At 52.1% G+C, this 15,200-nt stretch carries 13 protein-coding genes, 1 tRNA gene and 2 pseudogenes; 11 read left to right on the forward strand and 5 right to left on the reverse strand.

What is annotated here, in order from left to right; all coding sequences use genetic code 11:
* The 7 genes and pseudogenes from tssA to OGV83_RS17155 all read left to right on the forward strand — a co-directional run bounded on the left by tssA (position 1) and on the right by OGV83_RS17155 (position 8,682).
* Positions 1-1,416 (forward strand): type VI secretion system protein TssA, encoded by a 1,416-nt coding sequence (gene tssA / locus OGV83_RS17125; protein WP_200029747.1) that lies wholly within the window; start codon positions 1-3, stop codon positions 1,414-1,416.
* Positions 1,417-1,467: 51 nt separating this feature from the next.
* The gene (gene tssM, locus OGV83_RS17130; protein ID WP_464224286.1) at positions 1,468-4,956 is read left to right on the forward strand and encodes a type VI secretion system membrane subunit TssM; all 3,489 of its coding nucleotides are present in this window, start codon (positions 1,468-1,470) and stop codon (positions 4,954-4,956) included.
* A 9-nt stretch (positions 4,957-4,965) separates the two neighbouring features.
* Positions 4,966-6,346 (forward strand): annotated as a pseudogene (locus OGV83_RS17135) (VasL domain-containing protein); the annotation flags it as partial.
* Positions 6,330-6,809 (forward strand): Hcp family type VI secretion system effector, encoded by a 480-nt coding sequence (locus OGV83_RS17140; RefSeq protein ID WP_286464143.1) that lies wholly within the window; start codon positions 6,330-6,332, stop codon positions 6,807-6,809. The pseudogene OGV83_RS17135 and the gene OGV83_RS17140, both read left to right, overlap by 17 nt.
* A gap of 140 nt (positions 6,810-6,949) precedes the next feature.
* Complete coding sequence (locus OGV83_RS17145; protein ID WP_227657305.1) at positions 6,950-7,420, forward strand: glucosaminidase domain-containing protein; 471 nt, start codon at positions 6,950-6,952, stop codon at positions 7,418-7,420.
* 292 nt (positions 7,421-7,712) lie between these two features.
* Positions 7,713-8,051 (forward strand): hypothetical protein, encoded by a 339-nt coding sequence (locus OGV83_RS17150; RefSeq protein WP_286464145.1) that lies wholly within the window; start codon positions 7,713-7,715, stop codon positions 8,049-8,051.
* Between the two features lie 115 nt (positions 8,052-8,166).
* Complete coding sequence (locus tag OGV83_RS17155) at positions 8,167-8,682, forward strand: hypothetical protein (protein ID WP_286460152.1); 516 nt, start codon at positions 8,167-8,169, stop codon at positions 8,680-8,682.
* Positions 8,683-8,834: 152 nt separating this feature from the next.
* On the opposite strand, the gene OGV83_RS17160 is transcribed toward OGV83_RS17155, so the two are convergent.
* Positions 8,835-9,596 carry a lipoprotein YafT gene (locus tag OGV83_RS17160; RefSeq protein ID WP_286460154.1) on the reverse strand — a complete coding sequence of 254 codons (762 nt, stop codon included), beginning with the start codon at positions 9,594-9,596 and terminating at the stop codon, positions 8,835-8,837.
* A 156-nt stretch (positions 9,597-9,752) separates the two neighbouring features.
* On the opposite strand from OGV83_RS17160, the gene OGV83_RS17165 reads away from it, so the two are divergent.
* The 3 genes from OGV83_RS17165 (at position 9,753) to OGV83_RS17175 (ending at position 10,599) form a co-directional block, all read left to right on the forward strand.
* Positions 9,753-9,911 (forward strand): AlpA family phage regulatory protein, encoded by a 159-nt coding sequence (locus OGV83_RS17165; protein ID WP_072271835.1) that lies wholly within the window; start codon positions 9,753-9,755, stop codon positions 9,909-9,911.
* 65 nt (positions 9,912-9,976) lie between these two features.
* A complete protein-coding gene (locus OGV83_RS17170; protein WP_012135085.1) occupies positions 9,977-10,198 on the forward strand; it encodes a hypothetical protein in 222 nt (73 codons plus the stop codon).
* Positions 10,199-10,329: 131 nt separating this feature from the next.
* The gene (locus OGV83_RS17175) at positions 10,330-10,599 is read left to right on the forward strand and encodes a hypothetical protein (protein ID WP_286464302.1); all 270 of its coding nucleotides are present in this window, start codon (positions 10,330-10,332) and stop codon (positions 10,597-10,599) included.
* Here the strand turns inward: OGV83_RS17175 and OGV83_RS17180 are convergent.
* The 4 genes and pseudogenes from OGV83_RS17180 to OGV83_RS17195 form a co-directional block, all read right to left on the reverse strand.
* Positions 10,503-11,194: pseudogene (locus tag OGV83_RS17180) on the reverse strand (transposase); the annotation flags it as partial. The gene OGV83_RS17175 and the pseudogene OGV83_RS17180 overlap by 97 nt on opposite strands.
* A 58-nt stretch (positions 11,195-11,252) precedes the next feature.
* Entirely contained in the window at positions 11,253-11,591 is a 339-nt protein-coding gene (locus OGV83_RS17185; protein ID WP_024130940.1) for an Arm DNA-binding domain-containing protein, read from the reverse strand.
* A 151-nt stretch (positions 11,592-11,742) separates the two neighbouring features.
* Positions 11,743-11,818, reverse strand: a tRNA-Phe gene (locus OGV83_RS17190).
* A 105-nt stretch (positions 11,819-11,923) separates the two neighbouring features.
* The gene (locus tag OGV83_RS17195) at positions 11,924-12,631 is read right to left on the reverse strand and encodes a DUF554 domain-containing protein (protein ID WP_012135082.1); all 708 of its coding nucleotides are present in this window, start codon (positions 12,629-12,631) and stop codon (positions 11,924-11,926) included.
* A gap of 427 nt (positions 12,632-13,058) precedes the next feature.
* Here OGV83_RS17195 and OGV83_RS17200 point away from each other — a divergent pair, with 427 nt between their 5' ends.
* Positions 13,059-15,194: an ornithine decarboxylase gene (locus tag OGV83_RS17200; RefSeq protein ID WP_286464148.1), complete on the forward strand. Its 2,136-nt coding sequence runs from the start codon at positions 13,059-13,061 to the stop codon at positions 15,192-15,194.
* The last annotated feature ends 6 nt before the right edge of the window (positions 15,195-15,200 follow it).

A 15,200-nucleotide genomic window follows, 5' to 3' on the forward strand; every position in this document is an offset into this window, starting at 1 on the left:
ATGAACTTACGTGATCCGGATATCTGGATTTCGCACCTGCTGGAAAATCTGCCGGAAGACAAACTGGCCTGCGCGCTGAAAGACGATAATCCTGACTGGGAATATATCGACGGCGAAATGCTCAAACTCGGCTCGCTGGCTCACAGCCAGCTTGATATCCCGGAAATTCAGCGCCGGGGGCTGGTGCTTCTGGCCTCGGAAAGCAAGGATTTTCGCCTGCTGGCCCATCTGCTGCGTACGCTACAACATGCCGGTGATCCGTTGCTGGCGCTGCATTTACTGGCGCTGTACGTGGAGCATTACTGGACGGTGGCGGCACCGGGTATGACGCACAAAAAACGTTTTGCCGCCCAGGTCATAAAGCGTTTTGAAGCAGGCGCTGGCGAGTTTTCCCGTCAGACGAATACCACTCAACGCGATCTGCTCCTGGGCGAGTTGGCAAAACTGGCGCTGCTCTGGCAGAGCAATAACGCCGTCGAACTGGCGCAGGCAACGGACGATATTGCCGCGCTGTACCAGCGGGCGTTTCGCGACAGCGAACCTGCCGCGACGCCCGTTTCTGCACAATCTGCCGTCACGTCTGTGCAGCCTTCTGCCGCGCCTGTAGCGTCTGCCTCTACGCCGTCACCGGTAGCTTCCGCGCCGGTGGTGAATATCGACAGCCATGACGACAAAACCTGGCGCGATACGTTGCTGAAAGTCGCCGCCATTTTATGTGAACGCCAGCCGGATGCCCCATTGGGCTACCGTCTGCGCCGCCATGCGCTGTGGCTGGCAATTACCTCCGCGCCGCAGGCTGAAAGTAACGGACGCACGTCGCTGGCCGCATTCCCTGTCGATATGATGGATGATTATCAGGCGCGCCTGAATAATGCCGATATGGTGTTGTGGCAACAGGTAGAGAAAAGCGTACTTCTGGCGCCCTACTGGTTTGACGGTCATTACCTTTCAGCACAGGCTGCGCAGCGGCTGGGCTACATCGCCGTGGCAGAGGCTATCCGTGAGGAAGCTGGTGGCTTTCTTACCCGTCTGCCCCAGCTTTCCACCCTACTGTTTAACGACCATACGCCCTTTATCAGCAGCCAGACAAAACAGTGGATTACCGCCACCGCTTCCTCCGGCCAGCCCGCATCAGCACAGCAATCCGGTGAGGAATGGCAGACCGCCAGAGCCTGTTTTACTGAACAGGGGCTGGAAGCAGCATTACGGTATCTGGATACGCTGCCCGAAGGCTCCCCCCGCGATCAGTTTTATCGGCAGTATTCCGGCGCACAGCTTATGGAAGAGGCCGGACTGATCACACTGGCACAGCAGCAGTACCGGATATTGTTCACGACGGGCTTACGGATGGCGCTGGCAGACTGGGAGCCATCGTTGCTTGAGCAGCTTGAACAGAAGTTCACGGCAGAACAGTAAGAGATAACAGGAGTTTTTGTGAGATTACCGACCCCCCGAATATTCAGTGGCATGAGATCTGTCCTGCGACCCGCGATGCCAAGGTTTAAGGTCTCTGCGTTTTGGTTGCTGGTGTTGGCATGGATTGTGCTGCTGGTATGGATCTGGTGGAAAGGCCCGACATGGTCACTGTACGACGAACAGTGGCTTAAACCGCTGGCGAACCGCTGGCTGGCGACGGCGGCATGGGGAATTATCGCCCTGGGGTGGCTTACCGTCCGGGTGATGAAACGCCTGCAACAGTTTGAGAATCAACAAAAACAGCAACGTGAGGAAGCGCAGGACCCGCTAAGTGTTGAGCTGAATGCGCAACAGCATTACCTCGACAGGTGGCTGCTGCGCCTGCAACGCCATCTCGATAACCGTCGTTACCTGTGGCAACTGCCGTGGTATATGGTCATCGGTCCTGCCGGAAGCGGTAAAACCGCACTGTTACGGGAAGGTTTTCCGTCCGATGTTATTTATACGCTGGAAACTGTGCGCGGCGCAGAACAACGTGTGTACCTGACGCCGCATGTTGGCAAACAGGCGGTGATTTTTGATGTTGACGGCGTACTCTGCGAACAGCCGGATGCTGATGTCCTGCACCGTCGGTTATGGGAGCACGTTCTGGACTGGCTGGTGGAAAAACGCGCCCGCCAGCCGCTGAACGGGATCATTATCACTCTTGACTTACCCGACCTGTTGACGGCTGACAAACGCCGCCGCGAACATCTGTTACAGACGCTGCGCAGCCGGTTGCAGGATGTGCGCCAGCACCTTCACTGCCAGCTACCGGTTTACCTGGTGCTGACGCGGCTGGATTTATTACACGGCTTTGCCGCCCTGTTTCAGTCACTGGATAAAAAAGATCGCGATACGATTCTGGGCGTGACCTTCACCCGCCGCGCCCATGAAAACGAGGACTGGCGCGCAGAGCTGGATGCTTTCTGGCAGACATGGTGTGAGCGAATGAACCACGCCATGCCGGATCTGATGCTCACGCAGACGCATATGCGCAGTTCCCTGTTCAGTTTTTCCCGCCAGATACAGGGGAGCCGGGACGACCTGAAAGCCCTGCTCGACGGCCTGCTGGACGGTGAAAATATGGATGTGATGTTGCGCGGCGTATACCTGACTTCGTCGCTGCAACGGGGTCAGATGGATGATCTTTTTACGCAGTCTGCCGCCAGGCAGTACCGGCTGGACGGCAGTCCGCTGAGCGCCTGGCCGCTGGTGGATACCGCATCTTACTTTACCCGTAATCTGTTTCCACAGGCACTGCTGGCCGAGCCGAATCTGGCCGGAGAAAGCCGCGCCTGGCTGATAAGCAGCCGTCGCCGTCTGACCGCTTTTTCCGTCGTGGGTGGGGTGGCGGCATTGTTGTTAATCACCGGCTGGCACCATTATTACAATAACAACTACGCCTCCGGTGTTCAGGTGCTGAAACAGGCAGAAGCGTTTATGGCGATCACTCCCCCACAGGGGATGGATGACTACGGTAATCTGCAACTGCCGCTGCTTAACCCGGTGCGCGACGCAACGCTGGCCTACGGCGACTGGGATGACCGCAGCCGCCTCGCCGATATGGGGCTGTATCAGGGCAGGCGTATCGGCCCGTATGTGGAACAAACTTATCTGCAACTGCTGGAGCAACGCTACCTTCCTGCGCTGTTTAACGGTCTGGTCAAAGAGATGAATGCCGCCCCGCCGGAAAGCGAAGAAAAGCTTGCGGTGCTGCGTGTCATGAGAATGCTGGAAGACAAAAGCGGGCGTAATGATGAGGTGGTGAAGCAGTATATGGCGAAGCGCTGGAGCGGTGAATTCCACGGCCAGCGGGATATTCAGGCACAACTGATGTCGCACCTCGACTACGCACTGAAGCATACCGACTGGCACGCGGAGCGGGCAGCAGGCGACGGTGACGCCATCAGTCGCTGGACGCCGTATGATAAACCGGTCGTCGATGCACAACATGAACTGAGTAAACTGCCGGTTTACCAGCGCGTATACCAGAGCCTGAAAACACGGGCGCTGGGCGTGCTGCCCGCTGATCTGAATCTGCGCGATCAGGTTGGACCGACATTCGAACAGGTGTTCGTTTCCTCAGATGATAACAAACTGGTGGTTCCACAGTTCCTCACCCGTTACGGTCTGCAAAGTTATTTTGTCAAACAGCGCGATGCGCTGATTGAGCTGACGGCGATGGATTCCTGGGTGCTGAACCTGACCCACAGTGTGAAATACAGCGAAGCCGACCGGGCAGAAATCCAGCGTCAGCTGACCGAACAGTATCTCAGCGACTACACCGCCACCTGGCGGGCGGGAATGGACAACCTTAACGTGCGTGACTATGAGTCCATTGCGCAACTGACCGGCGCACTGGAGCAGATTATCAGCGGCGATCAGCCGTTACAGCGGGCGCTGACGGCGCTGCGGGATAACACGCAGCCTGCGGTTCTCTCTGAAAAACTTTCTGATAAAGAGCGTGAAGACGCACAGGCAGAGCCGGATTACCGCTTGCTGACGCGTCTCGGCCATGAGTTTGCGCCGGAAAACAGCACGCTGGAGGTACAGAATAACAGGGAAAATACCTTTCAGGCGGTATATCAGCAGTTAACGGAACTGCACCGCTACCTGCTGGCTATCCAGAATGCGCCGGTGCCGGGGAAATCGGCGCTGAAAGCCGTCCAGCTCCGTCTTGACCAGAACAGCAGTGACCCTATATTTGCCACGCGACAAATGGCGAAAACCCTGCCCGCGCCGCTTAACCGCTGGGTAGGCAAGCTGGCGGATCAGGCCTGGCATGTGGTGATGGTGGAAGCGGTGCACTATATGGAAATTGACTGGCGCGACAGTGTGGTGAAACCGTTCAATGAACAGCTGGCTGGCAATTATCCATTTAATCCGCGTTCATCACAGGATGCGTCGCTGGACGCTTTTGAAAGATTCTTTAAACCGGATGGCGTGCTGGATACCTTTTATCAGCAGAACCTGAAACTGTTTATGGAAAACGACCTGAGTCTGGAAGACGGCTATAACGCCGTGATTATTCGTGAGGATATCCGTAACCAGCTTGAGACGGCGCAAAAAATCCGCGACATCTTCTTCAGCAAACAGAACGGGCTGGGTACCTCATTTGCGGTGGAGACCGTTTCGCTTTCCGGGAACAAACGCCGCAGCGTACTGAACCTCGACGGTCAGTTAGTCGATTACAGTCAGGGGCGTAACTACACCGCGCACCTGGTCTGGCCGAACAACATGCGCGAGGGCAATGAAAGCAAACTGACGCTGGTTGGTGTCAGCGGTGGTGCTCCACGCAGTATCAGCTTCAGTGGGCCGTGGGCGCAGTTCCGCCTGTTTGGGGCTGGTCAGTTAACCAGCGTGGACGAGGGAACGTTCAGCGTGCGCTTTAATGTGGACGGCGGCGCGATGGTCTACCGGATACACGCTGATACCGAAGACAATCCGTTCAGCGGCGGGCTGTTCAGCCAGTTCCGGCTGTCGGATACGCTGTACTGAGGAGGCGGGATGAGCAACGATATACTGACCCAAACTATCGTGACAGGCAGCGATCCGCGCAATCTGCCGGAGTTCATTGCTGTTCGCGAGGAAATCAACAAGGCCAGCCACCCGTCGCAGCCGGAAATGAACTGGAGGCTGGTGGAATCGCTGGCGCTGACCATTTTTAAGGCCAACGGTGTGGATTTGCACACGGCTACCTACTACACCCTGGCGCGTACCCGCACGCAGGGGCTGGCCGGTTTTTGTGAAGGAGCCGAACTGCTGGCGGCAATGATTACCCATGAATGGGGCATATTCTGGCCGCAGGGTGGGCCTGCACGCACCGAGATGCTGGACTGGCTCAACACCCGTACCGGAAATATCCTGCGTCAGCAGACATCCTTTGCGGAAAACGACCTGCCGCTGCTGTACCGCACCGAGCGGGCCTTACAGCTTATCTGTGACAAGCTCCAGCAAGTGGAGCTGAGGCGCCAGCCGCGCGTGGAGAACCTGCTGTATTTTGTGCAGAACACGCGCAAACGGCTGGAGCCGCAACCCCGGAATCATGCAAGTGCCGCCACACAGACCGCCGTCAGAACACTGGTCTATGCCCCGGAAAGTACCGCGCCCACGGCCACTGAGACTGTCTCTCCACTCCCTGAGCTGCCGGAGATGCGGGTGAAAGTCCGTGGTCTGGCGGATAATGGCGGTATCGCCAGTCAGGGCAGCCTGGTAAAAGGTTTTATGGCGGGATTCATCGTGACCGCGGTTATCGCCGTCGCTCTCTGGTGGTGGCAGGTGTACCCGATGCAGCGGCAACTGGCACAGGTCAGGGATACGGCACAGGGCGCGGCAACGGTCTGGCTGACATCACCTGACCTGGACAGTTACGGGCAACGGCTGCAACAGCTTCCTGATACCCCGCCATTGCAGTTGCTGGAGACGGGTATGCAGATGGCCCGTACCGCCGACAGCCGCTGGCCGGAGAGCCTGCAACAACAGCAGGCGAGTGCGAAATGGAATGAAACGCTGAGAACCCGCGCACAGGGCAGTCCACAACTGCGCGGCTGGCTCCAGACCCGCCAGAATTTACATGCCTTTGCGGACCTGGTGATGCAGCGCGAGAAAGAGGGGCTGACACTTTCCTATATAAAGAATGTTATCTGGCAGGCAGAGCGGGGGCTGGGGCAAGAAACACCGCTGGAATCCCTGCTGACGCAGTACCAGGACGCCCGTGCACAGGGACAGAATACTGAGGCGTTGGAAAAACAGATTAATGAACGGCTGGATGGCGTGTTAAGCCGTTGGCTGCTGTTGAAAAACGGCGGAATGCCGGAAACGACAACTGAAACCAAATCCGAAAAATAACGACGAAATCAAAGGAGTTTATCATGGCAAATCCGGTTTATCTGACGCTGAACGGAGATCTTCAGGGACTGATCTCCGCTGGCTGCTCTTCTATGGCCTCTATTGGCAACAAAGCGCAGATTATGCATATGGATCAGATTATGGTGCTGGGGTTGTCCCACGGACTGACTCGTGCACAGAACGTCAATCATCAGACGCTGGTGATCCAGAAGCCGGTGGACAAGTCCTCCCCATTACTGACTAAAGCCATCAGCGAAAATGAGTGTCTGACCTGTGACTTTGAGTATTACCGTACCAACCGCTTCGGCATTAATGAACTGTATTACAAAGTGAAGCTGATTAACGCCCACATCGCCAGTATTGCACATAATGTGCCACACACAATCACCAACAGCGAGGGGCAACCGGAAGAGTCAGTATCACTGACCTATGAAAGTATTACCCAGGAACACTGTATTGCCGGAACCAGTGCGTACAGTCTGTGGGAGGCGCGACTTTTTTAGCGTGAATAATTGAAAATGCAAAGGAGGTCGTATCGTATGAAATTGAGAATTAGCAGGGCGGTGGGTGTTAGTCAGCCAAATAATATTGGTGACGTCAAAAAAATTCAGATGCTACTGACAGAGCTATTCGTGACGATAAGATGGAATCGCTGAAAGAAGACGGGTTATGGGGGCCTAAGACATTTTCCAGGTTAGTTTACTTTCAGACAAACTTCGTTCATTTGCCTCACGCTGATGCCATCGTTAACCTGCATGGTCCAACCTTCAGAAGGTTAAATCAGGCGAATGCTGTGGCTTATCATAGTGCTTCAACTCATCAGAAGCAGGCCGTGGTAGTACCGGATAGCAATCAGCTTCAACAATTAGCACAGCGAGTGTCATTGCCCTTACCGGCAATTAAATCTGAATGGATAAACAGGGCATTACCTGCGGCCATTAATGTTAAACGTAACTGGGGAGTTCCGATAGAGGTGACTATTGCTCAAGGCGCATTTGAATCAGGCTGGGGACGTAAGGCGAAAGGCGGAGCATATTTTGGTGTGAAAGGAAAATCTCCGGAAGGTAAGTCAATAACATTTACAACACATGAAAATTATGATGACAATCAGTAAAGATTAAGGACAGTTTTCGCTCTTACGATTCTTTAGAGCAATCAGCTGATGATTATGGTCGATTCCTTAGTGTTAACAAGCGTTATGCAGCTGCATTTTCTTATCCGAATGATCCTGAGAATTTATACATGAGATTGCTAAAGCAGGGTATGCCACAAATCCTGCTTATGAAAAGAACATAGTTAACATTATTAGAACTACCGGAATAAAAGATTATGATACTGTGTGGGGGGGGGGGAGTATCCATGTGTTATATTAATCCACTGCATTACTTTAGTATGTTGGAGTGAAAATGAAAAAGTCTATATTTATAACATTGCTTAGCTATATGGCTTTAACTGCAAATGCATTTTCAGCCGAGTTACCACCGATTATGCAACTGGTCAAGAAGACGCTTGAAGAGAAAAAGCTTCTTGTATCTCCGGAATGTACGGATTACCTTTATATACCAGACAATGAATCGGGTGTGGATGTAGTTAATGTCGTTGAAAAACACGGTGGAAGTTGCTCGGGCGATCCACAAACACAACCCAGATTATTCAGTGTCTCCGTGGGTAAAAAAACACATAAGATGAAGTCGGATATTAATGATCCTGAAGATGGTACTCTTTCTCCTCTTCCAGAAACGTAAACGCTCTCTTCTGACAATGTTGACGCAAGAATCAGGTAACAATTACTGGATCGAAGGCATTTATCATGATTACTCCTGTTTATCTGAACGGGTAGCGTAAACACAGGAGATAATTGTGGTTTATTATAAGAATGATCCAGTCTTGATTTCTGATATTTTCTGCAAAAAATATCTTAATGTCGCAGCAAACATTGAAAAAGTAAGATTACTGAGGGGGAAAGACATCCCTGACTGGCCGCACTGGTGTTTTTTACCCATAAAATACTGGATGCTGCTGTTTATGGACAAACCGGATATTTCCTTCACGCATGAACTCTGGCAGGAACTACAGAAATTTTCGGTACCGGGAGCTTGGCGCTACAGCAAAGGGATTTATACCCTGCATCGGTTAGTATTAAACACACTGACCGACACGCCCTTGTCTGAAGCACCCCTGTGGATATCTTTCTGCGCCATTCCTGAATGGTGTATCTATGTGAGACCCCCAGGGATGCATATTGACAGTGAGTGTCAACCTGGTACGTACCCGACTCGCCCAAAACTGGTGAAAACTAAAAAGGGATTCAGACTTCTTCCGGCGAATGGCCTCGGTACTGGACTGTCGGTGAGGATACGGAGCGGCATTCGATGATGCTACGGTCAGTGCTGTGAGTGGGCGGCAAGTTCGTGCCCATTTGTGGAGTGGACGCTGGCATGGCTTCTGGTCTGGAAAAAGAGATGGCTCAGAGAACAGGAAATTTTGCCGCCACAAATTATTGGCGGCAGGCGAAGTGAAGGTGTTAATTACTGATAGCGGTTTGCCAGGTCTTTAATCACTGTGGCAAAGGTTTTTTGCTTTAACTGAGCGATCTGCTGTTCTGTGATCGGTGTTTTTCCGGTGAGTGGCTGGAGAATATTATCTTCGTAGTTAACAGGAGACCAGGTTGCCCATTCGCCCGTCGCCACATCCACGAGGGCGAAACGCACCAGGTAGCGCAACGAGACTGAATCAGACAACGTTTCGTTTCGGAAATCCGACCAGATAGTGGTTTTTGTCGCAGTATTATACTTCCCCAGTTGTAGCGTATCCCAGTAAACAATGATCGCCTTTTGTTGTCCTTTTGCCGCAATATAACGTAGGGCTTGCATATAATTCATATTTTCGCTGTTGACGGCTTCTCCTTCTTCGTTTTTCACCTTATTACAAGAAATAGCTTTTTGCCTGTCGGGGATACCTGAAAATGTTGATATCCGATAATAGCGATTCATTTCCTGCTGCATGATCATTTCTGGTGCACGATTGCCAGACTGGACCAGAATGACGGCAGAGTTCAGCGGGACGCTGAATTTCTCACCATCCAGTGCGGCCTGGATATCTTCTTCTGAAACGGCAAGCGTGGTCTCGTTGCCGAAGATATCTTTATCTGTTAACTGATTGGGAGTATTTTTACTGATGCCACTCTCCGTTCTGGGTAGGGATTTTTTATTTGCATCAATTGGGGAATGGATACAGGCACTCAATAAAAATATTGCGGCGCATAAACATATCATTGAACAGATTTTCATATATTTTCCTGAAAATGGATGTTAGATGTGGATGTAATTATAAAGCTCTGGTTGTTGTTATGACTATATCCTGTTGTTGATAATTTTAGGAGAATTGTTTTTATATTCATGAATCAAATGAAATGATCTAATTTGATATTTTCTGTTTATTTCTGATTGGTTTCTCATCGATTCCTGCGATTGCGACAGGTTCTGGATAAAATCGGTCTCAAGCGTTCTCAGGTTTACGCCTACATGAAAACGGGACATTTCCTCAAATCCGTCAGGATTGGGCCTGCCAGTGTGGTCTGGCTTGAATCGGAGATTGATGGTTAGATTAATGCGAAAATAAACAGTCGCTGACCGTCTTTCTGTTACTCACTGACTTATTCAGGATCATAATGATGAACATTGATCAGGGCATACTCATGCCTGTTGCACTGGATCAACTGTGGGCATTTGATTTAAATCCTCGTATTACCTGTAATCCGAATTACGATGAAATTAAAGAGTCGATTCGCCATCGTGGGCTGGAACATCCACCGCAGATCACCCAGCGTCCGGGAGAGCTGTTTTATATTATCGCCAACGGTGGAAATATCCGTCTTTCAGAGTATCAATAAAGGGTGTTCGAAAAATGAAACTGTAAAAATGCTGACTCTTCGTTCCAGTACCAGAAAAATTCTGGGATAAAGCCTGCCAGGAATTACCATCGCCCGTTGAACGTAACCTGCCGTTATTTGATGATATTTTCGTGATGGCGCTGATATCGTTTAATGGCCCGACAACGGGATTCTCACAGGAGCATATTCAGGATGAACTGACCGACCTGAGCAGCCAGACGCTGAATATTGACTATAACACGGTTGTACTGGTGACAGATGCCCGCGCACAAAAGCGCACCTCAATACTCGGTATCTACGTCCTGATATCGCAACTCCAGACCCGATTTGCTTGCGTCGGTGTGAACTGCCGTTTCAGCAAGTTCGGGGAGGCAGATGTTTCTTCCCCGACGTTTCGGTAGCGATGTTTCCCTGGTTGGCGGCTCTCCAGACCACATTCTTGCATCAACCTACGAGCCAGCCAACGTCCCACGTTATAACCGGAGCGACGCATTAGCAGACTCAGAGTTCGATTTCCGGCTGACCCCCGGCTCTGTTGATGTAACTCCCGCAAACGGCTTCTCAGATGCAGTCGGCTTATATCGACCGACCGCTTTAGCGATGCATAGTAAACGCTACGCGTTATTTTCAGCAGACGACACAACTCAATCACCGGCCATTTTGCTTTCAGCCGTGTGATTAATGTATAGATTTGACGGGTATTTCGCTCATCAACACGGCTGCCTGCTTTAGTATTTCTTTTTCCATTTCTGGTCTCTTAATTCGCGCCCTCAGTGACTGGATTTCACGTTGCTCGGACGTCAGAGCAGGATTATCCGGCGTCACGTCACTCACTTCGGCCTAATACTGACGTATCCATTTACGTAATTGGCTGGGGTCTGGTTCAAGAGTATGAGCGACCTCAACAGCAGACTGTTGATATTTAACAACCTGTTCAATCGCTTCGAGCTTAAATTCGGGAGAAAAACGGCGTTTGGTTTGTTTACGTTGGGTCATTATTCGCTTACCTCAATTTACTGTTGTTACAATTAACAGGCTATTGAGGTGTCCGGAATTACTGAGCCACTACAAGTCTCAGGCAATCGGTATGCCACAGGGTGGCGATATACTGAAACGTCAGAGATTCATCAACAATGATTTTTTCAGACCGACACTGTTGTGAAGGATTTAAACCTGATTTTAGTATCCGTTTAGTGGCATTGCGTTTTTCGCGGGCAAGGGCGGGTGAGGTTTCGGGATAAGAACCGAGTGGCACTCTTGATTCTTTTCCCTCAAAACGATATTTGAGATACCAGATAAGGGAACCGGGAAGATACAAATCGAGCGTGTTAACGAGCTTGTAGGGTTTATCAGAGGGTTTTGCACTGCGGACTTGTTTATCGGTTAATGCCATTTGGGGGGCATTCCTTTATCGAACCAGGTTGACCACCAAAAGCCCCAGATACAGACAGATAAATAGATATCCGCTGGGAAGAGTTTTCCGCTAACTTATTGAACCCGCTACATATAGAGATTCATAGAAACGCGCAAAACAAGCAAGAAAGTGGTGCCCGGACTCGGAATCGAACCAAGGACACGGGGATTTTCAATCCCCTGCTCTACCGACTGAGCTATCCGGGCAACGGGGCGCATTAAAACCGATTCGCTTCGTTTCGTCAACGAAATTTCTTCAAATCCATGCAGACTGCACAATCTATCACCAGATTGTTGGTATTGCACGCATTTTCAAGCAAAAAACGCGGTCCACGCGGCGGAAAGCGGCATCGCCAGGAGCAGGGCGGGGAGCATATTGACCACCGCAAACATCTTGATTCCGCAAATACGTAGACCGGTCGCCAGCAGCAGTAATCCGCCTACGGCACTGAAATCTGCCATCATCGCCGGGGTGGTGAGCGGTAAAATTAAGGCTGCGCAGGTGGCGAGCAATAGCTGGATAACCAACATAGGGGCGGAAATAACGGCGACGGCGACTCCCAGCGAGCAGGCGAAGATCATGGCCGTGAAGAAATCGAGAAACGATTTTGCGATGAGAATGCTCGGGTCGCCGGTCATGCCTTCATGCATCGCGCCGAAAATGCCGGTTCCGCTGGCGCAAAAAAGAACAATAATGGCGACATAGTTCTGAATAAAGGTGTCGTGGACGGCTTTCTTCCCCGGTTTCTTAATCAGTTGCTGCGCTTTCGTCACCGCCGTGTTGATGCCTTTTTCCAGGTAACAAAACTCGCCGATAAGCGCGCCGATGATTGTCGCCAGAACCATTACCGGAAGATTAGCGCATTTTATGACCAGTAAAATACCGATCCCCAGCGATGCCAGCCCGAAAATAGAGGTCATTGAGACACGAATCCGTTCCGGTAAACGCTGGCTGAGAAGCGCGCCAAGCACGCCTCCAGCTAAAACGGCGCTGGCGTTAATAAAAGGCCCGATTACCACAGTCGCTCCTGCTATTTGTTTTATCTGATTGCATTATTATGCCCTGAATATCACGTATTATGCGCGTTTGTTGATGGCGCGTATGTCCGGGATTTGATCTTGCGCCCCCAGGGGAAAGGTGCCATGATTGCGCGAATTTTCTCCTGTTTGTACGGGGCTGCCTGGGATGACCATATTACCCTTACATCGCCTTCAACTTCGCCTTTCTGCGCGACGATTGCCCCTTTCTTTGATCTCCCTTCATTCTCTCACCATGCGGTGAGGGCAGCGCACGCTCACTGCGGGACAACAGTAAGATCAGAGGCTGTCTGCTTTTACTGATGTCTGGCGGTCGGAGCTGGTGACCAGTTTGACCCAACATTTCGTGGGGCAGGGTAATGTTACCTTGCCCGGGACTTCTATTCTCCCGAAACGGGTTTTTGCGCTTATGAAATCAATGAATATTGCCGCCAGTGGTGAACTGGTCTCCCGCCTGTCTACCCACCGCCATGTGGTGGCGCTGGACGGCACTGACTTTACTGATGTCGCGGCAGTCGTCATTACCGTTGCGGATAGTCGCAGCGGCATCCTGGCATTGCTTAAACGCACCGGTTTTCAGTTGCCGGTGTTTATTCTCTCTGACGATCATGTTGATGCGCCTGCCGGTGTTGAGGCGGTGATAAGCGGCAACGCGCAGGACTGGCTGGAACTGGAGTCGGCCGCCTGCCGTTATGAAGAGAATCTGCTGCCGCCGTTTTATGACACGCTGACCCAGTATGTCGATATGGGTAACAGCACTTTTGCCTGCCCGGGCCATCAGCACGGTGAGTTTTTCAGAAAACACCCGGCCGGTCGGCATTTTTATGACTTCTTCGGCGAAAACCTCTTTCGGGCGGATATGTGCAACGCCGACGTAAAGCTGGGGGATCTGCTCATTCATGAGGGATCGGCCAAGCATGCGCAGAAGTTTGCAGCGAAAGTCTTTCATGCGGATAAAACGTATTTCGTGCTGAATGGCACCTCGGCGGCGAATAAGGTTGTGACCAACGCGCTGCTGACGCGCGGCGATCTGGTGTTGTTCGATCGTAACAACCATAAATCAAACCACCACGGGGCGTTGATTCAGGCGGGCGCCACGCCGGTCTATCTCGAAGCCGCGCGCAACCCGTTTGGTTTTATCGGCGGCATTGATGAGCACTGTTTTGACGAGGCATACCTGCGTGAGCAGATCCGTGAGGTCGCCCCGCAGAAAGCCGATCGGCCGCGCCCGTTTCGTCTGGCCGTCATTCAACTGGGGACGTATGACGGCACGATCTACAACGCCCGTCAGGTCATCGACAAAATCGGCAGTCTGTGTGATTACATCCTGTTTGACTCCGCCTGGGTCGGGTATGAGCAATTTATTCCGATGATGGCGGACGGCTCGCCGCTGCTGCTGGCGCTGAACGAAAACGATCCGGGAATTTTTGTTACGCAGTCGGTACACAAGCAGCAGGCTGGTTTCTCGCAAACCTCGCAGATTCACAAAAAGGACAACCACATTCGCGGTCAGGCGCGTTTTTGCCCGCACAAGCGCCTGAATAACGCCTTTATGCTGCATGCTTCCACCAGTCCGTTCTACCCGCTGTTTGCCGCGCTGGATGTCAATGCCAAAATCCATGAAGGGGAGAGCGGTCGCCGCCTGTGGGCAGAGTGCGTGGCGCTGGGCATTGAGGCGCGCAAGGCGATACTCGCCCGCTGCAAACTGCTTCAGCCATTCATTCCGCCGCTTGTGGAGGGTAAGCCGTGGCAGGAGCATCCAACGGCACTGATTGCCAGCGATCGACGCTTCTTCAGCTTTGAACCCGGGGCGAAATGGCATGGCTTTGCAGGCTATGCGGAGGATCAGTATTTTGTCGATCCGTGCAAACTGCTGTTGACCACGCCGGGTATTGATGCTGAAACCGGGCGCTATACCGACTTTGGTATCCCGGCCACCATTCTGGCGCACTATCTGCGTGAGAACGGCATCGTGCCGGAAAAATGCGATCTCAACTCGATTTTGTTCCTGCTGACGCCTGCCGAAAGCGAAGCAAAAATGGCGCAACTGGTGGCGATGCTGGCCCAGTTCGAACAACATATCGAAGACGACACGCCGCTGGCGGATGTGCTGCCGACCATCTTTAACAAATATCCGGTACGTTACCGCGACTACACCCTGCGCCAGTTATGCCAGGAGATGCACGATCTGTACGTCAGTTTTGACGTGAAAGATCTGCAAAAAGCGATGTTCCGCAAAGAGAGCCTGCCTGCGGTGGCGATGAATCCGCAGGATGCCAATAGCGCTTTTATTCGCGGCGATGTTGAGTTAGTGCGTATTCGTGACGCTGAAGGGCGTATCGCGGCAGAAGGCGCGCTGCCATATCCTCCGGGCGTGCTGTGCGTCGTGCCGGGCGAAGTCTGGGGTGGGGCGGTACAGCGCTACTTCCTGGCGCTGGAAGAGGGCGTCAACCTGCTACCCGGTTTCTCGCCTGAGTTGCAGGGAGTTTACAGCGAAACTGATGCCGATGGGATTAAACGGCTGTATGGCTATGTGCTGAAATAAGTTCGC

The sequence above is a fragment of the Citrobacter sp. CK189 genome, assembly GCF_030333505.1.
Lineage (GTDB): Bacteria > Pseudomonadota > Gammaproteobacteria > Enterobacterales > Enterobacteriaceae > Citrobacter_B > Citrobacter_B koseri.